The organism is Isoptericola sp. NPDC060185, from assembly GCF_042728595.1.
Classification (GTDB): domain Bacteria; phylum Actinomycetota; class Actinomycetes; order Actinomycetales; family Cellulomonadaceae; genus Isoptericola.
The window spans coordinates 25189-45498 of the sequence record NZ_JBHWYY010000033.1; the positions used below are offsets into that span (position 1 = coordinate 25189).

Consider the following 20310-nt stretch of genomic DNA (forward strand, 5'->3'; position numbering starts at 1 on the left):
AGAGGAACCTCATGACGACGCCGGCCACCCCCGCACGGCTGTTCTCCTGGCAGTACTACACGCACAACAACTACGGCGACGCGCTGCTGGCGGAGGCCGTGCGCTACCTCTTCCACTCGTTCGGCGGGCAGCGCTGCTTCCGCGTGGAGGACGGCGCGGACAGCCGATACCCCGTCGGTCCGCGGCTCGTGGAGAAGGCGAACACGTACGACGCCGGCCTGATCGCGGGCGGCGGCGTCATCATCCCGCGCAACCACGACCTGTCCGGATGGGCGTTCCGGTCGAGCGTCGCGACGGCCCGGAAGATGCGGCGCACGATCGTCTTCGCGGTCGGCTTCAACCTCTACCGCAACCACCGGGGGCTCTCCCCGAAGTTCACCGAGCACTTCGAGGCGGTCATCGAGAACTCGCCGTTCGTGGGGCTGCGCAACCACGGCTCCATCGAGCGGCTCAAGGAGGTCGTGGACCGGCGGTTCCACGACCGCATCGTGTTCCAGCCCTGCCCGACGACGTTCCTGCGCCACCTCGTGGACGGCGCCGGCGACCCGGACGCCGTGCCCGAGCGCTCGCGGCGCGTGACCCTGCAGGTGACCCGCTCGCCGTCCGAGCAGGACGACCGCGTCGCCGACGAGGTGCTGCGGGCCTGCCGGTCCCTCCGGCAGGCGGGGTACGAGATCGAGCTCGCGTCGTTCTTCGCCAAGTTCGACACCCCGGTCGTCGACCACCTGCGCGCGCACGGCTTCGACGACTTCACGTTCGTCGAGATGAACACCCAGGGGCGGGACATGCTCCTCGGCCCGCGCCACTTCTCGCAAGTGCCGGTCGTGGTCTCCACGCGGGGCCACGGGGCCATGGTGCCGTTCGGCGCCGGCTCGCTCGTGGTGCCGATCGACACCTCCCCGAAGATGGTCTACTTCGCCCGCGAGGTGGGCGTCGACGACCTCCTGATCGACGTGGACGACCCGGACCTCGGCGCGCGGATCGTCGCCAACGTCGAGCGGTGCCACGACGAGTACGCCGCCCGGCAGGACCGCGCCCGCGCCGAGCGCGAGCGGCTCTACGACGTCTCGCTCGAGAACCTCTCGCGGATCTACCACGCGCTCACCGGCCGGGTGCCGTCCGAGCGCGAGTGCCTGCCGCTCGGCGAGCTCGAGGTGTGGCTGTCCAGCCGCCTGCACGCGAAGTCCATGGCGCTCGAGGGCCGGACCCGCGGCGAGGCCGCCCAGGCGGCACAGGCAGCCCAGGCGGCACAGGCGGCGCAGGCCGCGCAGGCGGCCGCCGCCGCGCCGGCGCCCGTGTCGGCCCCCCGGTCGGACCTGGACCGCGCCGACGTCGCGCGCGCGTGGCTCCGCGAGCGGCGCGAGGAGCTGTACGCCGACGGGGACGTGGCGCGCGCCACGCAGGTGCGCCGCGCGCTCGAGGTGGTGTCGGACCCCACGGCCCCGGCGACGACCGCCGGGCGCGGCGCGCGGTACGTGCGCCGCCGGCTGGGCCTGGGGCGGGAGAGCCGCTGACGAGGAGGACGCGATGGGCGGGACCACGGGAGAGGACCGGGGCGACCGGCGCGGGGGAGCGCGCCGCAGGCTGCTGAGGTGGGCCGACGCGCTCGCCGGCGACGAGCTCCGCCGGCTCGTCGACGCGCGCGTCGCCCGCGCCCTGGCGGAGCGCGGTGGGTCCGCGCCGCCCGTCGCCCCGGCCCCGAGGCCCCCGGCGGCCCGGCCCGCGCCCCCGCGGCCCGCCCGGGCGGCGATCGACGCGCACGCCGCGCGCCCGTGGCTGGCGGACGGCCGCTCCGTGCCGACGCGGGTGCAGTCTCCCGAGCTGCGCGCCCTGCGCCGCGCCCACCCGTACACCGGGCCCGTGCTGGTCCAGGCGGGCGGGAGCCGCCCGGCCTGGATGTGGTTCGACGACGACGACCTCGTCGCGGCCGTGTCGTTCTGGTTCGGCCCCAACGCCTACGAGTCGCTCTCGACCGCCGTGTTCTCCGCGCTGGCGGCGCGCGCCGACCACGTGCTCGACGTCGGGGCGCACACCGGCGTCTTCGCGCTGGTCGCCGGGGCGTCGTCGCCCGACGTCGTCGTGCACGCCTTTGAGGTGCTGGACCGCATCGCCCGGCGGGCGACCACCAACGTGCGGCTCTCCGGGCTCGCGGGCCGCGTGCACGTGCACGCCGTCGGCGTCTCCGCCGAGCCGGGCACGCTGACGCTGCACCACAACGCGTCGGCGCGCCTCGCCACCGGGTCGTCGTTCGAGGCGATCGCCGAACGCGGCGCGGCCCGCGGGGCCACGACGACCGACGTCGAGGTCACCACGCTCGACGCCTGGTGGGACGGGGAGGGGCGGCCCCGGGTCGACCTCGTGAAGCTCGACGTCGAGCGGCACGAGCGCCACGTCCTCGCCGGGGCGCGGGGCCTGCTGGACGCCGAGCGGCCCGTACTCCTGGCCGAGGTGCTCTCCCGCGAGGACTTCGCCACGATCTACGACCTGCTCGGCCGGCGCGGCTACACGCGCGCCTGGGTGGTCGACGACGACAACCGCCGCGCCGTGCCCGTGCGGCCGGACCTCACCTACCCCTCGGGCGTCGGGTACACCTACACCCGGTACCACAACGTGCTGTTCGCGCCGGAGCGGCGGGCCGCGGACGTCGTCGCCGCGCTGGAGGGTCTCGGCGCCGCCGCGGACGCCCCCGCTGCCGCGGACGCCCCCGCTGCCGCGGACGCCCCCGCCGCCGCGGACGCCCCCGCTGCCGCGGACGCTCCCGCCGGGTGACTCAGGGCACCCAGGCGCACACGGCGTGCCCGGCTCCGGACAGCCGCAGCGGGCCGGCGTCGTGCGGGACGAAGACGGAGGCGCCGCGGCCGAGCGTCGCGGGCGCGGGGCACCCCTCGGCGCGGGCCTCGAGCTCGCCCGACAGGCACAGCACGATCCGCGGCCCCTGGTCGGGCAGCTCGACCTTCTCGTCCGGGCCGACGTCCGCCACCGTCAGCGCGAACTCCCGCACCGGCGCCCGGTAGGTGGTGACCTGGCCCCGCCCGCCCGCGGCGTGGGTGCGCGGCGGCTGCGGCGGGCGCGGCACGAACGACGCGCACTCCAGGAGCGCCGCCTCGTCGACCAGCTTGGTGGTGAGGCCGGCGCGGAGCACGTTGTCCGACGACGCCATGATCTCCACGCCCAGGCCCGACAGGTAGGCGTGCACCTCCCCGGCGGGCAGGAACAGCCCCTGGCCCGGGTCGAGGGTGACACGGTTGAGGAGCAGGGAGGCGAGCGCGCCCGGGTCGCCGGGGTGCTGGTCGGCCAGCTGCAGCACCGTCGCGTCGGCCCGGGACGACGGCGAGCCCGCCGCGAGCCGCGCGGTCACCGCGGCGACCGTGGCCGCGACGTCCGCCGCGGTGCCCGGGTCGCGCCGCGCCGCCACGAGGCGCGTGAACGCGGCCCGTACGCCGCCCGGCGACCGGTCGGCGGCCAGCAGCGCGCGCACGTCGCCCACCAGGTCGCCGTCGAGGCCGTGGAGCAGGTCGAGCACCGCGCGGGGGGCGCGGAACCCGGCCAGGCCCTCGAACTCGGTGAGTGCGACCACCATCTCGGGCTTGTGCTGGTCGTCGTGGAACGAGCGGCCCGGGTCGCCGGGGGCCAGCCCCTTCCGGTTCTCGCGGTTGAAGCCCGCGCGGGCCGCGTGCGGCTTCGGGTGCACCTGCAGGGAGAGCGCCCGGTCGGCGGCGAGCACCTTGAGCAGGTAGGGCAGGCGGGGGCCGTACTCGTCGGCGACGCGGCGGCCGAGCATTGCGTCCGGCGCCGAGCGCACCAGCTCCAGCAGGGAGCCGTCGCCGCCCACCACGGACGGCGCGCTCGGGTGGGCGCCGAGCCAGAGCTCCGCGGCCGGGTCGCCGTCGGGGGCGGTGCCGAGCAGGTCGTGCAGCCGCGTGCGCGAGCCCCAGTCGTAGTGCTGGACGGTGTTCTCCAGCGGGTAGAGCTCGGGCACGGACACCACCCTTCCACATGGGCCGCGGTCCGGGCCCGCGGCCCGTGGCAGAACCACCCGGCGGCCCACCCGCGAGGCCCCCGCCCGGACGGGCGCAGGCACGTACGCTGTGGGACGTGACGATCGACCTGGCCACCATCATCAAGGCGTACGACGTGCGCGGCACCGTGCCGGACCAGCTCTCGCCGGCCGTGGCCCGCGCGATCGGGGCGGCGTTCGCCCGCGTGGTCGCGGCGCCCGAGGGGGCGACCCGGGTCGTCGTCGGGCACGACATGCGCGACTCCGGGCCCGAGCTCGTCGAGGCGTTCACCGCGGGCGTCGCCGCCGCCGGGCTCGACGTCGTGCGGATCGGCCTGTGCTCGACCGACGGGCTGTACCACGCGTCGGGCGCCCTGGACGCGCCGGGCGCGATGTTCACCGCGTCGCACAACCCCGCCGTCTACAACGGCATCAAGCTGTGCCGCGCCGGCGCCCGCCCGGTCGGGCAGGACACCGGGTTGGCCGACGTGCGCGAGCTGGCGCAGCGGCTCCTCGACGACCCGGCCGCCGCCGAGGCGGCACCCGTCGCGGGAGAGGTGACCGACGCCGACACCCTCGCCGACTACGCCGCGTTCCTGCGCGGCCTGGTGGACGTCTCCGGCATCCGGCCGCTCAAGGTCGTGGTGGACGCCGGCAACGGCATGGCCGGGCACACCGTGCCCGCGGTGCTCGGCACGGCCGCCGGGCTGCCCGCCCTCCCGCTGGACGTGGTGCCCCTGTACTTCGAGCTGGACGGCAGCTTCCCGAACCACGAGGCCAACCCGCTGGACCCGAAGAACCTCGAGGACCTGCGGGCCGCCGTCGTGGAGCACGACGCCGACCTCGGCCTCGCGTTCGACGGCGACGCCGACCGCTGCTTCGTCGTCGACGAGCACGGCGACCCGGTCTCGCCGTCGGCCGTCACGGCGCTCGTCGGGCTGCGCGAGGTGGCCAAGGAGCTCGAGGCGGGCCGCACGCCCACGGTGATCCACAACCTCATCACGTCCCGCGCCGTGCCCGACCTCCTGCAGGCCGCCGGCGCGACCACGGTGCGTACCCGGGTGGGGCACTCGTTCATCAAGGCGCAGATGGCGCAGCACGACGCGGTGTTCGGGGGCGAGCACAGCGCGCACTACTACTTCCGCGACTTCTTCTTCGCCGACACCGGCATGCTGGCCGCGCTGCACGTGCTGGCCGCCCTGGGCGGGCAGCCGCACCCGCTGTCCGTGCTGGCGGAGATGTACTCGCCGTACGTGGCGTCGGGGGAGATCAACTCGACGGTGCCGGACGCCGCCGCCGCGACGCAGCGGGTGCGCGAGGCCTACGCCGCCGCCTACCCGCAGGCCGACGTCGACGAGCTCGACGGGCTCACCGTGGCCCACTGGGACGGCCACCCGCAGTGGTGGTTCAACCTGCGCGCGTCGAACACCGAGCCGCTGCTGCGGCTCAACGTCGAGGCCGCGGACGAGGACATCATGGTCAAGGTGCGCGACGACGTCCTGTCGCTCGTGCGGCGGACGGAGGACGCATGAGCGACGGCACGACCGACGGCACGACCGACACCGGCGCGCCCGCGACGCCGACGATCGACCCGTGGGTGCGCGGCATCCTGCGCTGCCCCGTGACGGGCGCGGAGCTGGTGGACGGCGTCGGCCCCGACGGCGAGCCCGAGCTGCGCTCGACCGACCCGGAGCGCCCGCTCGCGTACCCCGTGCGCGACGGCATCCCGGTGCTCCTGGAGAGCGACGCGCGCCCCCTCTGACCGGCCCGCCGACGGCCCTCCCGCGGGCCCTCGGCGAACTCCCACGGAGCGCACCGTGGCGCGCAGATGAACTCTCGATGAGCAGCCGGTGATCCCGCCGGTTTCCGGCCTTGCGCCGGCCATCCGGTGCCTACGCTCGCGCCGTGCCGACTCACGCCGCCGCCGCGCGCCCCGCCCCACCGGGGCGCCGCCTGCGCCTGTTCCACTTCGACATCAAGACGTACGGGAACTACGGCGACACCCTCCTGTTCGAGGCCGTCCGGGAGACCTTCGAGGGGTTCGCCGGCGGGGCGTGCTTCGAGGTCGCCGGCAGCCGGTCCCTGCGCGACCCGGTGGGGCCGAAGCTGGTGGACCACATCAACGAGCACTTCGACGCGGTGGTCGTGGGCGGCGGCGGGCTGTTCCTGCGCGACACCAACGCCAACGCGCGCTCCGGGTGGCAGTGGAACATCTCCTTGGAGCAGCTGCGCCGGCTCAAGGTGCCGATCGTCGTCTTCGCCGTCGGGAACAACCGGTTCATCGACCAGGAGGACTTCGCGGAGCCGTTCCGCGAGCACCTCAACCTGACGCTCGACAAGTCCGTGTTCTTCGGGCTGCGCAACCACGGCTCGGTCCGCACCATCCGCGAGTACGTGGACCACGACCCGGAGCGCGTCGAGTACCAGCCGTGCCCGACGACGATCTCGTCGATCCTGTTCCCCGACCTGTACCGCGAGCGCCTCGAGGTCGGTGACGGCAGGGTGCTCGCCGTCGAGTCGATCGTCGGCAAGCGGCAGGTCGCCGCGGGGTTCGACCCCGGGCGCATCTACGCCGACCAGGCGGACGTGCTCGCCCGGCTGCGCGGCGAGGGGTGGCGGCTGGTGAGCGTGCCGCACGCGCGCGCCGACATGCGGTTCCACGACCTGCTGGCCGAGCGCGGGCTCGTCGACTCCGAGCGGGTGCTGTGGGGCCGCCGGGACGTGCTGTTCCAGGGGCTGGAGGCGTTCGCCGACCTCCCGGTGATCCTCGGCACCCGCGGCCACGCGCAGATGGTGCCGTTCGGGATGGGCACCGTCCCCCTGTCCCTGCACGTGCACCACAAGACGCGGTACTTCGCGACCGACATCGGGCACGCGGAGTGGGCGCTCGACCCGCGGGCCGCCACGTTCACCGACGACCTCTACCGCACGGTGCACGACGTCACCGAGCGGCAGGGGGAGCTGCGTGACGAGCTCGCCGTCACGCGCCGCGGCCTCTACGACGCGACGCTGGTGAACCTCGCCACGATCTACGAGCGCCTCACGGGGGTGGCGGTCGCGCCGTCGTTCACGCCGCTGACGCCGAAGGAGCGGCGCCTCGCCGCCCGCACGTACGACGCCGCCGTCGAGAAGGCCAAGGCCGAGCAGCGCCTCCGCGCCAAGGAGCAGGAGCTCGGCGCCACGGAGCGCGAGCTCGGGGCGAAGGACGCCGAGCTGCGCACCCTCGGCGCGGAGATCGAGCAGGTGCGCGCCACCCTGCGGGCCGCGCGGGCGTCCGTCGCCCGCGGGTCGCTGGTGTCGCGCGCCGCGCGCCGCGCCCGCCGTCTCGTGCGTCCGCGCTGACCCCGAGCCCGCCCGCCCCCGCCCAGCACCGACCGGAACGACCCAGACAGGAGCACCGATGCCCACCATGCGGAGCGTCCCGCTCGGCCGCGAGCCGGGCGACGCGGAGATCGCCTCGTTCGCCGGCCTCACCGACCGGCCGCTGCTCGTGGTCGGCAACGGCCCGTCGTCGGCGATGCCGCCGTACCACCGCATCCCCGCCGACGTCGTGGTCTTCCGGATGAACTGGTTCTTCCTGGAGAGCAACTACCACTTCGGCGACCGCGTCGACGCGTGGTTCAGCGCCGTCCCGCACGAGCGGCTCGAGAAGCTGCTGCAGGACGAGATCCGGTCGGGCCGCTACGACGTGCGCCGCCTGGCATCCCCCATGCGGCACGCCGCGCACCGCGACGGCGACCGGTACGGGCTCGAGCCGCTCACCGACGTCGCCGAGCTGGACTCGTGGGCCGTGCCCGCGCGCACCCCGCGCCTCGCGCGCCACTTCATGAGCCGCCCCGGCCTGCCCACCACCGGGATGCAGGCGCTCGCGTTCGGGCTGGGCGTCGGGTTCCGCGAGGTCTACCTGGCCGGCATCGACCTGTACGAGTCGAAGGACGTGCGCTACGGGTACACGATGCCGCAGGTCGCCGAGCTCGGGCTGGAGGCCAAGGACGCGACGCCCGGCTACGAGGCGGCGCACGGGCTCGACACCGACCTCGCATTCCTGCGCTCCTGCCTCGCCGCGTACCCGGACGCCACGGTCCGCTCCGTGAGCCAGTCGGAGCTGCTGCACCTGTACGTGCCGCCGGCCGACGACCTGCCCGCCGACCGCCCGGCCCTCGCCCCGGGGGAGGGGTCGGTCGTCGGGGCCACCAAGGACACGGTCGAGATCGAGCTGCCCGCCGCCGGGGGCGTCCAGGCGCTCACCGTGCCGAGGGTGGACGGCCCGGCGTGGAAGGACGTCGACGGGCGGCGGTGCGCCTACGTCACCGTCGTCTCCGGCTCCTACCACCACGGCGCGCGGGCGCTCGCGAACTCGCTGCGCCGCGTCACCGACGTGCCCCTGGTCGCGCTGTGCACGCCCGACGCCGACAAGGCGGCGCTCGCCGCCAGCGGGATCCGCACCCTCGACGTCCCGCCGATCGCCAACCCCGTCCTGCGGGCGGGCCGGGCGGGCGGCACCGACCAGAAGGTGCAGGAGCGGTTCGCGGCGACCTACACGAAGCTGCACGTCTTCCGGCTCGACTTCCTCGACCGCGCCGTCTACGTCGACAGCGACGCCGTGGTGAAGCAGAACGTCGACGACCTGTTCGCCGGCGACGACTTCGCCGCCGTCCCGGACGCCGGCCTCGACGCGCCGAACCCCGGCGTCTTCAACTCCGGCGTCTTTGCCTTCACCCCGTCGCAGGCGACGTTCGAGGCGATGATGTCGCGCCTGGCGCACACCCCGTCGTACGACGGCGGCGACCAGGGCTTCCTCAACGTGTTCTTCGAGTCGTGGCGCGCGCTGCCGCCGGAGGACAACACGACCAAGCGGATCTTCTCCCACCACCCGGCGCTGTTCCACGACGAGGACGTGCGGGTGCTGCACTACGTGGGCAAGAAGCCGTGGGAGCCCGCGGGCGGCGACGACCGGTACGACACCCTCGACCTCGAGTGGCTCGGCTACCTGGCCGACGCCGAGAAGAACGAGCTGATCCGCGACCTGCGCCGCCAGACCGACCTGTCGACCACCGCCGCCCAGGCGCCTGCCGACGTGCTGCGGGCCGTGAAGGCGCACCTGGCGGAGGGGCGGACCGAGCAGGCCGCGCGGCTCCTCGCCGAGACCGGCCGCAAGCGGCGCCTCACCACCGCGGAGCAGCGCCGGCTCGCGATCGCGTCCATGCGGCTCGGCCGGCGCCGCGACGCGCTGCGCACCCTCGAGCGGGCCCGGGGCCCGGTCGCGACCGTCGCCGTCGGCAGCGGCATCCTCTCCCAGTACTACCGGAACCGGAGGAAGTGACATGGCTCGGGACCTGGCCCGGGACACGGCCCGCTGGCTCACCCCCACGAGGGTGGCGCGCCGGGCGCGCGCCGCCGCCGAGGAGCGGCTGCCCCCGCACCTGGGGCCGGCCCTCCTGACCCGCGACTGGGACGCCCTCGCCGCGGGGGCGGGGACCACGTCGAAGGACGCGCGGCTCGCGGGCGCGCTCACGGGCCTGCGCGCCGGCGAGGACGCGGCCGTGCTCGCGGCGCTGCCCGAGGAGCCGGGGGAGGCGCTGCGCTACCTGGGCGACGTCGCCCGCTGGCGGCTCGGGACGCTCGCCGACGAGCGCGGCACCGCGTTCGCGGACGCGTTCGGCCGCCTGCACCGCGCCGACGTCGTGACCGTGGCGACGATCCAGAAGTCCGGCACCCACTGGATGCGGTTCTTCCTCACCAACTACGCGCGGGCCCTCGCGGACCCGCAGGTGCGCGTGCCGATCTCCTACCCGCAGCTGCAGCAGGAGTACTACGGCAACAACCGCTGGCAGGTGTTCCGGGAGGCGGAGCCCTACCGGCCGCCGTCCGGCCTGCTCGCCCGGCACGGGGTGTCCGACGTGACCATGCAGCACTTCCGGCACGACGTCGACCCGTTCGTCTTCTCCCCGGGCCGCAAGATCATGCTGTACCGCAACCCGCTCGACTACGTCGTGTCGCTGTACCACTACACGATCAAGCAGCGGCCGCAGCACCGGGACAAGGCGGAGCACCCGCGCGACGTCATCGAGACGATGCTCGACACGTACGCCCGGCACTACCTGACCCTGGACAGCTACCGCGGCGACCCCGACGTGCACGTGGCCTCCTACGAGGCGCTCAAGGAGGACCCGGGCCGGCGGTTCCGCGAGGTGGTGCGGTTCCTCGCCCTGCCGCTGGACGACGACGCCGTCGAGGTCGCGCTCGCGCTCTCGGACATCACCACCGTGCGCGCCATGGAGGAGCGGACCGGGCGGTCGATGGTCGTGAAGCTGGACGGCTACTTCACCCGCGACGGCTCGATCGGGCAGTGGAAGCAGTACTTCGACGACGACGACGTCGAGCGCGCCCGCGCCGTGCTCGCCGGGCACGGGATCGACCTCGACTCGTTCACGGTCGACGGCTGAGCGCCGCTGAGCCGCTGACCGGCTGAGCGGCGCGGCTACGCCACAGCGGTGATCCGGGTGATCCACGCGGCGGGCATCGAGCCGGCCGTCGTGCGGGCGCCGACCTTGGCGCGCATCACGTCGGCCTTGCCGGTGACGGTGGCGGTCTTCCCGGTCGACGACGTCGCGACCAGCGTGCGCAGCTGCCCGCTGGACCACTTCGCGGTGACCTTGATCGACTTCACGTCCCCGAGCCCGAACAGCGTGCGGGCCTGCGCCTGCGTGATCGTGCGCGTCCACGAGGCGTAGGAGTTGCCGGGGGCGGCCTTGCTGTACGGGTCGGCGACGGACCGCTCGTACGGGATCACGGCGGCCCAGACGTCCTCCGAGTTGGCCGTCCGCCCGCCGCTGGAGGAGTAGTAGTGCGCCGCGACCGGCGCGCCTGCGTACGTGAGCACGCGCGCCTCCGTGGCGCTCCGCACGGACGCCCGGACCGCGGACGTCCAGACCTTGCCGTACTTCGCGTCCGTGCCCTCGCTCTCCTTCTTCCAGCCGGAGTAGTACTGGTCGCGCACGTCGTCGACGACGTTGCAGCGGCACCCGGCCCGCAGCGACGGCTTCGACATGGCGTAGGAGCGGGCGGTGATCGCCTGGGCCGAGAGCGCGTAGAAGCCGCCGTTCAGGCCCCACGACGACGGCATCTCGGCGATCCCGTACAGGTACTCCGTGTTGAGCAGCACGTCGTTGGTGAGGTTGGTCCAGCCCTGCTGGACCGTCGCCGTCAGCCGGCCGTTGCGGTAGGAACCGTGCGTGCCCGCGACGGTCGCCACCGCCTTCTTGCCCGTCGGCTTGTAGTAGCGCGTGCCCGACCAGTGGATGCGCAGCAGCGCGCCCTCGTACGACTTCGTCCCGACGGTGACGCGCGTCCGTGCCGCGGCGGTCGCGGCCACCTTGAGGGTGGTGGTCCCGGTCCCGGAGGCCAGGGTGGTGCCCGCCGCGCTGCGGAGCCGCCAGTCGCCGCCCGTGACCGTGACCGTGGTCGACGCCTTGCGGTCGCCGTACGCCGTCGAGCCGCCCGGGTCCGGGCCGAAGACCTGCACCAGCACGTCCTTGGGGGTCGTCTTCCACGACACCGCGGCGCCCGGGTAGTAGTACCGCAGGATGTCGCGGCCGAGGTTGCCCTGCCGCGACATCTGGTACGCGCCGTACTGCGGCATCCCGACGCCGTGGCCGAACCCCGAGCCGGTGAGGGTGAACGACCTCGGCACCGCGGCCTGCGCCGACGTCGCCGCCACCGTCCCGCCCGCGAGCGTCACCAGTGCCGCCACCGCCCCCGCGACCGCGCGGCGCGCCCAGCGTCCCTTGCTCATCGTGACCACCCCCTCTTGCACTGTGCCCCAGGGGCGGGGGCCCAGCATCCGGAACGGGGCGGCGCTCTCGGCGTGCCTGTGCGCCCGGCACTCCTTATCGTCGGGCGGGTCAGATGCCCGGCGCGACCATGACGGACGAGCGGAGACGAGCATGACGACCACCACCACGAGCCCGGACGACGGGACGCCCGGGAAGCAGGCCGGGACGCAGGCCCGGTCGAGGGCCAGGGCGGCGGCGCGGACGGGCGTCACCACGACGACGGTGCTGGCGCTGGCGCTCGCCGGGGTCGTCCTCCCGACGGTCTCCCTCCCGGTGCCGGAGGCGCACGCCGTGGCCCCGGACGTGGAGCACGTCCCCGTGCGCGGCGTCGACACCGACGCCCGCCACCAGAAGGGCGCGCTGGACGCCGCCGTGGGGGAGGAGCACGAGGCGCCCTCCGCGGCCGAGACCGCGAAGAAGGTGGCTCCCGGCGGCGGCACGACGGCCCTCCCGCACGAGGAGCCCGATGACGGAGCGCTCGCCGCGCTGAGCGAGCGCACCACGACGCAGGACTTCCTCGTCGCGGGCGTCACCTGGGACTCCGCCACGCCCAGCGAGGTCACCGAGGTCGCCGTGCGGCTGCGCGAGGACGGCCGCTGGAGCGCGTGGCAGGCGCTGGGCCTGGACGGCGTCACCGTCGACGGCGGGCGCGCCGGCACCGAACCGATCGTCTCCACCGGCGCCGACGGGGTCCAGGCCCGCGTGCGGACCGCGGACGGCAGATCGCCGCGCGGGCTGCAGGTGGACGTCGTCGACCCGGGGACGTCGCGCGCCGACGCCCTGGTCGGCGACGACGGAGCGCCTCCGTCGTCCGCGAGCGCCGGCACGGGCTTCGAGATCCGCCCCAAGATCGTGACGCGCGCCGGCTGGGGCGCCGACGAGTCGCTGGCGGGCAGCTGGCCCGAGACCTCCAGGGCGCTCAAGGCGATCTACGTGCACCACACGGCGGGCACCAACAGCTACTCCGAGAGCCAGTCGGCGGCGCTCGTGCGGGGCATCTACGCGTACCACACGAAGTCCCGCGGGTGGCCGGACATCGGCTACCAGTTCCTCGTGGACCGCTACGGCAACGTCTTCCAGGGCCGCAAGGACGCGCGCACCGACAACCCGATCGGCGCGCAGGCCGGCGGCTACAACACGGGCACGATCGGGGTGTCCGCGATGGGCAACTTCGACACGGCGCAGCCCACCAGCGCCCTGCTCACCGCGCTGTCCAAGGTGATCGGCTGGAAGGCGTACCAGTACAAGCTCAACGCCAAGGGCACCACCACGCTGGTCACGGGCAGCAGCACCGGGTCGGGCACGCGGGCGAGACCCGGCAGCACGGTGAAGGTGCCCATCGTCCTCATGCACAAGACCACGAACCAGACCGCCTGCCCCGGGCGCTACCTGGCCGCGAAGATGGGCAGCCTGCGCAGCTCGGCGGAGGCGCGGCGGCAGGCGGCGATCAAGAAGTACGGGGCCATCCGGTGGGCGGTCGCGGCGCCGAAGCGGTACGCGCCGTCCGCGTCGCAGTCGCCCGTGCAGTGGTCCACGAAGGCCACCTACCGGTGGAAGGCGGTGTCCGGCGCGCGCTACTACCAGGTGCTGTACCGCGAGGCGCACTGGAGCTCCGACATGCCGTCCACCAACTACTGGCGGGTGCTCAAGGCCACGACGGCGACGTCGGTCACCGTGAACCTCAAGCGCGGCACGGCACGCCAGCTCGCGGTGCGCGCCGTCGGGCAGAAGTACCACCGCGGGCCCATGACCACCCTGGTGTGGACCACCACCACGATCCTGCCGAGGTCGTGGTCGTTCTCGAGCGGCTGGAGCAAGGTGCACCATCCGGTGTACTACGGCGACTACGCCTACCAGACCTCCAAGGGCGGGGCGACGATCAGCCTCAAGAGCGCCAACGAGGTGCACCGCGTCGTGGTGCGCGGGGCCACGGCGCCCGGTGACGGCAAGCTCCAGGTGCTCGTCGGGGGCGCGGTGCGCGGCACCTTCGACTTCAACAAGCCGTCGGACGGCGACCGGATCTTCTCTCTCGTCCTCTCCGGGCACCAGGACGGCACCGTGACCCTCCGCAAGGTGAAGGACGGGAAGAAGGTGCGGGTCAGCCACATCTCCCTGGCGCGCTGGTAGCCTCGCGGTCGTCGCAAGGGGGACCCGGCCGGGCGTCGCGACGGAGCGCACAGCCTGCGTGCAGGGACGCCGGTTACCTTCGGCGCGACGAACCGGTGTCGAGGGGGGACCAGACGGTCCTGGAGGAGATGGGATGTCGACCAGCGCGGGCCAGTCCGAGTCGCTGCAGCTGCCCGAGCGGGCCCTGCTGCTGCACATCGGGCTGATGAAGACCGGGACCACGAGCCTGCAGAACGCCGCCGCGGCGCTGCGGCCAGAGCTGCTCGCCCGCGGGGTCCGCTACCCGGGGAGCACCTTCAACCACCGCAGCGCGGTGAACGACTTCATGGGCCACCACTGGGGCTGGGACACCACCCCCGTCGAGGGGGCTTGGCGCAAGCTGCGCGCCGAGATCGACCGGGACACCGACAACCGGATCTGGATCGGGCACGAGTTCGGCGCGAACGCCGACGACGCGACGGCCGCCCGGTGGCGCGAGGAGCTGGGCGAGCGCGCGCACGTCGTCGTGACGCTCCGCAACTACGCCTCCATCCTCCCCTCGCTGTGGCAGCAGATGACCAAGGAGGGCGAGACGGCCACCTTCCAGAAGTGGCTCGAGGGCGTGATGTCGGACGATCCGGCGTCCGCCCTGAGCTCCTTCCGCGACCGGATCGACCAGGGCCGGGTCGTGACGCGGTGGGCGGAGGCCTTCGGCCCGGAGAACGTCACGGTCGTCGTCGTGGACAAGTCCACGCCCGCGCTGCTGTTCGACGCGTTCGAGTCGATGCTCGGGATCGAGCACGGGCTCCTGGGCACCGCGAAGCTGGACGGCAGGTCGAGCAACCGCGGCCTGTCCCTCGAGGAGGCGGAGCTCTTCCGGGCGCTCAACAAGCGCCTCCGCAAGCAGCTCACGTGGCTCGAGTACTGCAAGTGGCTGCGCGACAGCGCGTCCGTCTCCGTCCTCACCCGCCGCAAGCCGGGCAAGCACGACACCAAGCTCGTCCTGCCCACGTGGGCCGCCGACGTGGCGCACGAACGGGCGGCGCGGTCCGTCTCGCAGATCCGGGAGTCCGGCGTCCGGGTGGTCGGAGACCTGGACCTCCTGACCGCCGAGGTGCCGTCGAGCGACGATGCGCCGCTGAGCAGCGCCGTCGTGCCGATCGACGCCGCCGTCGAGGCGATCCTCGGGGTGACCCGGCAGGGGCGCCGCGACGAGGACCGGCTGGCCACCGCCCGCGAGGAGGTCGCCCGCCTGGAGGAGGAGAACGCCGCGCTCCGCGGCGAGCTGACGAGGAGCAAGGCGCTCGCGGACGCGAGCGGCCGCGAGCTCGTCCGGGCGCTCGGCTCGCGCGCCAAGCGGCGCGTGCAGCGCGGCTAGGCTCACCCGGTGCATCTCGCGCAACAGCTGATCCTGTCCACCCCCGCCGACCGCCGCGCCCTGGTCGTGGAGGACGGCCCCGCCGCCGTCGAGCACGGCACCGTCCGCGTGCCGGCCGGATCCACCCAGGGGTTCGCCACCTACTTCTCCGCGTTCCCGGCGTCGTACTGGGTGCGGTGGGCCGGCGTCGCGGCCGTGCGGCTGGAGGTCGACGCCTCCGGACCCGGCGAGGTGCGCCTGGTCCGCTCGGACGCGAGCGGCGCCGCGAGCGCGGTCGCGGCCGCGCAGGTGGCGCCCGATGGCGGCACGGTCGCGCTCGACGCGGACGTCGCCGGTGCGGCCGACGGCGGCTGGCTCTGGTTCGAGGTCGACGCGGGCGACGACGCGGTGGTCGTCACCGGAGCGCGCTGGCTGGTCGACGTGGCCCCGCGCCGCACCGGCGACGTGTGCCTGTCGATCACCACGATGGACAAGCCGGAGTTCTGCGTCGCCACGCTGGAGCGGATCGCCGGCTCCGCCGCGCTCGCGGAGGCCGTCGGCACGGTGCTGGTGGTCGACCAGGGCTCGCGCCGCGTCGCCGACCACCCGGGGTACGCCGAGGCAGCGGCCGCGCTCGGCGACCGGCTGACCGTCATCGAGCAGCGCAACCTGGGCGGGTCGGGCGGCTTCTCGCGCGGCATGCTCGAGGCGCTGGACCGGCCCGCGGCGGACGCCGTCCTCATCCTCGACGACGACGTGGAGGTGGAGCCCGAGGCGCTGCTGCGCGCGATCCGGTTCCACCGCGCCGCGCGCACGCCCGTCGTCGTCGGCGGGCACATGCTCGACCTGCACCGCCCCACCGTGCTCAACTCCTTCAGCGAGGTGGTGCACGAGCGCAGCTTCAACTGGGGGCCGCCCGAGGCGGACCAGCAGTGGCACGACCTCGCCGCCGGCACCCTGCGCGACACCCCCTGGCTGCACGCCCGCGGCCAGAGCGACTTCAACGGCTGGTGGATGTGCCTCATCCCGACGGACGTCCTGCGCGCCGTCGGGCTGTCCCTGCCGCTGTTCCTCAAGTGGGACGACGCCGAGTTCGGCCTGCGGGCCCGCGACGCCGGCCGGGCCACCGTCTCGTTCCCGGGCGCCGCGCTGTGGCACGTCGCGTGGACGGAGAAGGACGACACCGTCGAGTGGCAGGCCTACCTGCACGTGCGCAACCGCGTGGCCGCCGCGCTGCTGCGCGCACGCCGGCCGCGGGCCGGGCTGCTGCTGCCGCTGCTGCTCGCGAACGACCTCAAGCTGCTGCTCGGGATGCGGTACTACGCCGTCGACCTGCACGTCCGCGCCCTGCGCGACGTGCTCGCCGGGCCCGGCGACCTGCACGCCGACCTCGAGCGCGTGGTTCCTGCCGCGCGGGCGGTCGGCGCCGCGTACCCGGAGACGACGGTGCACCGCGCCGGCGACCCCGCCTTCGACGCCGCGGCGGGGCGGGCCCGGGCGGGCGGGCCGGGGGAGAAGCCGACGTCGGCGGCGCTGGCGCGCTTCGCGGCCGCCGGGCTGCTGCGCCAGCTCCGGCCCGCGCGCGGCGGGTCCGTCCCCGCGTCCGTGCTGACCCGCGAGCAGGCGACCTGGTGGGAGACGCCCCGCCACGACTCGGTGCTCGTGCTGGCCGGCGACGGCGCCTCGGGGACCTGGCTGCGGCGCGACCCGCGGCGGTTCTGGCGGCTGCTCGGGGCCACGGTCGCCACGCACGTGCGCCTCGCGCTGCGGTGGGGACCCGTGTCCGCGCGGTGGCGCGCCGCCGCGCCCGCGCTCGTCGACCCCGAGACCTGGCGGGCGACCTTCGCACCCCGGGCGCCCCACTAGGATGACCAGGATGTCCACCCCCTCCGTCGTCGCGGTCGTCGTGTCGTACAACAGGTCCGCGCTGCTCGGCGCGGCCCTCGACGCGCTGGCCGCCCAGACCCGGCCCGTCGACCGGGTGCTCGTGGTCGACAACGCGTCCACCGACGACGCGCTCGACGTCGCCCGGTCCCACCCCAGCGCCCCCGAGGTCGTCGCGCTCAAGCGCAACACCGGCGGCGCGGGCGGCTTCGCCGTCGGCATCGCGACCGCCGTCGCCGACCTGGACGCCGACCTCGTATGGCTCATGGACGACGACACCGTCCCCACCGAGACGGCGCTCGAGGCGCTCCTCGGCGCGCGCGACGCCTACGCCGGCGACGTCACCGCCATGGCGAGCCGCGTCGTGTGGACCGACGGCAGCGACCACCCGATGAACACGCCGCGCACCCGCCCCGGCGCGTCGCCCGCGGAGCTGAACCGCGCGCGGGCCGCCGGAGCCGTGCCGGTCCGGTCGATGTCGTTCGTGTCGATGATGGTGGACGCGCGCGCCGTGCGGCAGCACGGGCTGCCCGTCAGCGACTACTTCATCTGGAACGACGACTTCGAGTACTCCACGCGCATGCTGCGCCGCGGCACCGGCCTGTACGTGCCGGGCAGCGTCGTCGAGCACCGCACGGCCCGCCTCGTCGGCACCGACCACGACCCGGGCCCGCGCTTCTACTACGAGGTGCGCAACAAGGTCTGGATGTTCACGCGCTCGTCCGCGCTCGGCCTGTCCGAGCGGGTCCTGTACGGCGGGTCCACCCTGCGGCGCTGGGCCCGCACCGTGGCGCGCTCCTCCGACCGCGGCACCCTCCTCAAGGCCGGCGGGCGCGGGTTGTGGCACGGCGTCGTGCGCCGCCCCCGCGCCGACACCGAGGTGCTCGCCGGCGTCGGGCCCGCCGCGCTCAGCGTCGCGCGGGTCGAGCTGGGGCGGGCCGAGCGGCAGGAGTCCGTGCCGCGGCCGGCGGCGGGCCCCGCCGCGGCCCCCCGTGCCGCGGCCGCGCCCGGCGCGCTCGACGACCACCGGTTCTCCGTGCTCCTGCCCGTGTACGCGGGCGACGACGCGGCCCACCTCGAACGCGGCTTCCTGTCCGTGACGCGCGACCAGACGCTGCGGCCGGACGAGGTGGTCGTCGTGCGCGACGGGCCCGTGGGCGCCGACATCTCCGCCGTCCTCGGCCGCCTGCACGAGCTCACCGACGTGCCCGTCACCCTGGTGCCGCTCGAGCGCAACGTCGGCCTCGCCCGCGCTCTCGAGGCGGGGCTGGAGGCCTGCAAGCACGAGATCGTCGCGCGCGCCGACGCCGACGACATCTCCCGCCCCGAGCGGTTCGCCGTGCAGGTGCCGCTGGTCGCGGCGGGCTGCGACATCGTCGGCTCCGCGATCCAGGAGTTCGACGACGACGAGCACGACCCGGGCATGGTCCGCGTGCCGCCGACCGGCGCCGACATCGCGACCACCGCCCGGTTCCGCGACCCGTTCAACCACCCGTCCGTCGTGTACCGGCGCTCCGCCGTCGCGGCCGCGGGCGGGTACGAGCACCTCGACCTCATGGAGGACTACCTCCTGTTCGCGCGCATGATCGCGGGCGGCGCCGACGCGCAGAACGTCGTCGAGCCGCTGGTCCTGTACCGCGTCGGCGCGGGCGCCTACGCGCGCCGCGGCGGCCGCCGGCTGCTCGCGTCCGAGCTCGCGCTGCAGCGCACCCTGCACTCCGAGGGGTTCCTCACCGGGCCGCAGATGGTGCGCAACGTCGTGGTGCGCGCCGGCTACCGCGTGGTGCCGGAGGCCGTCCGCAAGGCCGGGTACCGCGCGTACACCCGCCTGCGCGGCGGGTACGAGCCCGACTGACCACCCCCGACCTGGAGGCAGCAGCATGACCGACCTCGTCGTCGTCGGCACCGGGCTCTTCGGCCTGACCGTCGCCGAGCGGATGGCCGACCGCGGGCGCAAGGTGCTCATGATCGACCGTCGTGACCACCTCGGCGGCAACGCGTACAGCGAGACGGACCCGGACACGGGGATCGAGGTGCACCGGTACGGGGCGCACCTGTTCCACACCTCGAACGAGCGGGTGTGGGAGTACGTGAACCGGTTCACGGCGTTCACGTCGTACGTGCACCGCGTGTACACCACGCACCGTGGTGAGGTCTTCCCGATGCCGATCAACCTCGGCACGATCAACCAGTTCTTCCGGTCGGCGCACGGCCCCGACGCGGCGCGGGCGCTGGTGCGCGAGCAGGCCGCGGAGCTGGGGGACAAGCGGCCGTCGAACCTGGACGAGCAGGGCGTGTCCCTCATCGGGCGGCCCCTGTACGAGGCGTTCATCCAGGGGTACACGGCCAAGCAGTGGCAGACCGACCCGCGCGAGCTGCCGGCGTCGATCATCTCGCGCCTTCCGGTGCGGTACACGTACGACAACCGGTACTTCAACGACACGCACGAGGGCCTGCCGACCGGCGGGTACACGGCGTGGCTGGAGCGGATGGCCGACCACCCGAACATCGAGGTGCGGCTGTCCACCGACTTCTTCGACGACGCGCAGCCGGTGAGCAAGAAGGCCGTCGTGGGGCAGGTGCCGGTCGTGTACACGGGCCCGGTGGACCGGTACTTCGACGACGCCGAGGGGTCGCTGTCCTGGCGCACGCTCGACTTCGAGCGCGAGGTGCTGCCGGTGGGCGACTTCCAGGGCACGCCGGTGATGAACTACGCCGACACCGAGGTGCCGTACACGCGCATCCTGGAGTTCCGCCACTTCCACCCCGAGCGGGAGTACGCGAGCGACAAGACCGTCATCGTGCGCGAGTACTCCCGCTTCGCCGAGCGCGGCGACGAGCCGTACTACCCGGTGAACACCCCCGCCGACCGTGAGCGGCTCAAGCGCTACCGCGAGCTGATGGCCGACGAGCCCGACGTGCACTTCGGCGGCCGCCTGGGCACGTACCAGTACCTCGACATGCACATGGCCATCGGCTCCGCCCTCTCCATGGTGGACAACAAGCTCACCGCCTGACAGTGATGATGTAGTCGAGCCCTCCGGGGGGTGCCGAACAGGCAGTTGACAGATGTAGACGTTCATGCCGCCCGCGTCGCCGGTGCCGGGCTGGTGCAGCGGGGAGGTGTGCAC

14 protein-coding genes are annotated in these 20310 nt (G+C 74.3%); 12 read left to right on the forward strand and 2 right to left on the reverse strand.

Annotated features, from left to right (window positions below):
* Positions 1 to 11: 11 nt before the first annotated feature.
* Positions 12 to 1514, forward strand: a complete 1503-nt coding sequence (locus tag ACFWDO_RS12365; protein WP_380317830.1) for a polysaccharide pyruvyl transferase family protein — start codon at positions 12 to 14, stop codon at positions 1512 to 1514.
* 13 nt (positions 1515 to 1527) lie between these two features.
* A complete protein-coding gene (locus tag ACFWDO_RS12370; protein WP_380317833.1) occupies positions 1528 to 2769 on the forward strand; it encodes an FkbM family methyltransferase in 1242 nt (413 codons plus the stop codon).
* 1 nt (position 2770) lies between these two features.
* On the opposite strand, the gene manA is transcribed toward ACFWDO_RS12370, so the two are convergent.
* Complete coding sequence (gene manA / locus ACFWDO_RS12375; protein ID WP_380317836.1) at positions 2771 to 3979, reverse strand: mannose-6-phosphate isomerase, class I; 1209 nt, start codon at positions 3977 to 3979, stop codon at positions 2771 to 2773.
* Positions 3980 to 4095: 116 nt separating this feature from the next.
* Here manA and ACFWDO_RS12380 point away from each other — a divergent pair, with 116 nt between their 5' ends.
* The 5 genes from ACFWDO_RS12380 to ACFWDO_RS12400 all read left to right on the forward strand — a co-directional run bounded on the left by ACFWDO_RS12380 (position 4096) and on the right by ACFWDO_RS12400 (position 10443).
* Positions 4096 to 5529, forward strand: a complete 1434-nt coding sequence (locus ACFWDO_RS12380; protein ID WP_380317839.1) for a phosphomannomutase/phosphoglucomutase — start codon at positions 4096 to 4098, stop codon at positions 5527 to 5529.
* Entirely contained in the window at positions 5526 to 5759 is a 234-nt protein-coding gene (locus ACFWDO_RS12385) for a Trm112 family protein (protein WP_380317842.1), read from the forward strand. Before ACFWDO_RS12380 ends, ACFWDO_RS12385 begins: the two co-directional genes overlap by 4 nt.
* Positions 5760 to 5902: 143 nt before the next feature.
* Positions 5903 to 7339: a polysaccharide pyruvyl transferase family protein gene (locus ACFWDO_RS12390; RefSeq protein ID WP_380317845.1), complete on the forward strand. Its 1437-nt coding sequence runs from the start codon at positions 5903 to 5905 to the stop codon at positions 7337 to 7339.
* A gap of 58 nt (positions 7340 to 7397) precedes the next feature.
* Positions 7398 to 9320, forward strand: coding sequence for a glycosyltransferase (locus ACFWDO_RS12395; protein WP_380317848.1), 1923 nt, complete (start codon positions 7398 to 7400; stop codon positions 9318 to 9320).
* 1 nt (position 9321) lies between these two features.
* A complete protein-coding gene (locus tag ACFWDO_RS12400; protein ID WP_380317851.1) occupies positions 9322 to 10443 on the forward strand; it encodes a sulfotransferase domain-containing protein in 1122 nt (373 codons plus the stop codon).
* Positions 10444 to 10478: 35 nt separating this feature from the next.
* Here the strand turns inward: ACFWDO_RS12400 and ACFWDO_RS12405 are convergent, their stop codons facing one another.
* On the reverse strand, positions 10479 to 11792 hold the full coding sequence (locus tag ACFWDO_RS12405; protein ID WP_380317854.1) for a SpoIID/LytB domain-containing protein: 1314 nt from the start codon (positions 11790 to 11792) through the stop codon (positions 10479 to 10481).
* A gap of 151 nt (positions 11793 to 11943) precedes the next feature.
* Between ACFWDO_RS12405 and ACFWDO_RS12410 the strand changes: the two genes are divergently transcribed.
* From ACFWDO_RS12410 to glf, 5 genes are all read left to right on the forward strand, one after another.
* Positions 11944 to 13959 carry a peptidoglycan recognition protein gene (locus ACFWDO_RS12410; RefSeq protein ID WP_380317857.1) on the forward strand — a complete coding sequence of 672 codons (2016 nt, stop codon included), beginning with the start codon at positions 11944 to 11946 and terminating at the stop codon, positions 13957 to 13959.
* A gap of 133 nt (positions 13960 to 14092) precedes the next feature.
* Positions 14093 to 15316, forward strand: a complete 1224-nt coding sequence (locus ACFWDO_RS12415) for a hypothetical protein (protein ID WP_380317860.1) — start codon at positions 14093 to 14095, stop codon at positions 15314 to 15316.
* A 9-nt stretch (positions 15317 to 15325) separates the two neighbouring features.
* Positions 15326 to 17161 (forward strand): glycosyltransferase, encoded by a 1836-nt coding sequence (locus ACFWDO_RS12420; protein ID WP_380317863.1) that lies wholly within the window; start codon positions 15326 to 15328, stop codon positions 17159 to 17161.
* 10 nt (positions 17162 to 17171) lie between these two features.
* The gene (locus ACFWDO_RS12425) at positions 17172 to 19034 is read left to right on the forward strand and encodes a glycosyltransferase (protein ID WP_380317866.1); all 1863 of its coding nucleotides are present in this window, start codon (positions 17172 to 17174) and stop codon (positions 19032 to 19034) included.
* A 25-nt stretch (positions 19035 to 19059) separates the two neighbouring features.
* The gene (gene glf / locus ACFWDO_RS12430) at positions 19060 to 20196 is read left to right on the forward strand and encodes a UDP-galactopyranose mutase (protein WP_380317869.1); all 1137 of its coding nucleotides are present in this window, start codon (positions 19060 to 19062) and stop codon (positions 20194 to 20196) included.
* Positions 20197 to 20310: the final 114 nt, after the last annotated feature.

Bases quoted from the DNA above. Each gene is read 5' to 3' on its own strand.
- ACFWDO_RS12365 (WP_380317830.1), top strand. From the start codon at position 12: ATGACGACGCCGGCCACCCCCGCACGGCTGTTCTCCTGGCAGTACTAC.
- ACFWDO_RS12370 (WP_380317833.1), top strand. From the start codon at position 1,528: ATGGGCGGGACCACGGGAGAGGACCGGGGCGACCGGCGCGGGGGAGCG.
- ACFWDO_RS12410 (WP_380317857.1), top strand. From the start codon at position 11,944: ATGACGACCACCACCACGAGCCCGGACGACGGGACGCCCGGGAAGCAG.
- ACFWDO_RS12415 (WP_380317860.1), top strand. From the start codon at position 14,093: ATGTCGACCAGCGCGGGCCAGTCCGAGTCGCTGCAGCTGCCCGAGCGG.
- ACFWDO_RS12385 (WP_380317842.1), top strand. From the start codon at position 5,526: ATGAGCGACGGCACGACCGACGGCACGACCGACACCGGCGCGCCCGCG.
- ACFWDO_RS12395 (WP_380317848.1), top strand. From the start codon at position 7,398: ATGCCCACCATGCGGAGCGTCCCGCTCGGCCGCGAGCCGGGCGACGCG.
- ACFWDO_RS12405 (WP_380317854.1), bottom strand. From the start codon at position 11,792: ATGAGCAAGGGACGCTGGGCGCGCCGCGCGGTCGCGGGGGCGGTGGCG.
- ACFWDO_RS12425 (WP_380317866.1), top strand. From the start codon at position 17,172: ATGTCCACCCCCTCCGTCGTCGCGGTCGTCGTGTCGTACAACAGGTCC.
- ACFWDO_RS12400 (WP_380317851.1), top strand. From the start codon at position 9,322: ATGGCTCGGGACCTGGCCCGGGACACGGCCCGCTGGCTCACCCCCACG.
- glf (WP_380317869.1), top strand. From the start codon at position 19,060: ATGACCGACCTCGTCGTCGTCGGCACCGGGCTCTTCGGCCTGACCGTC.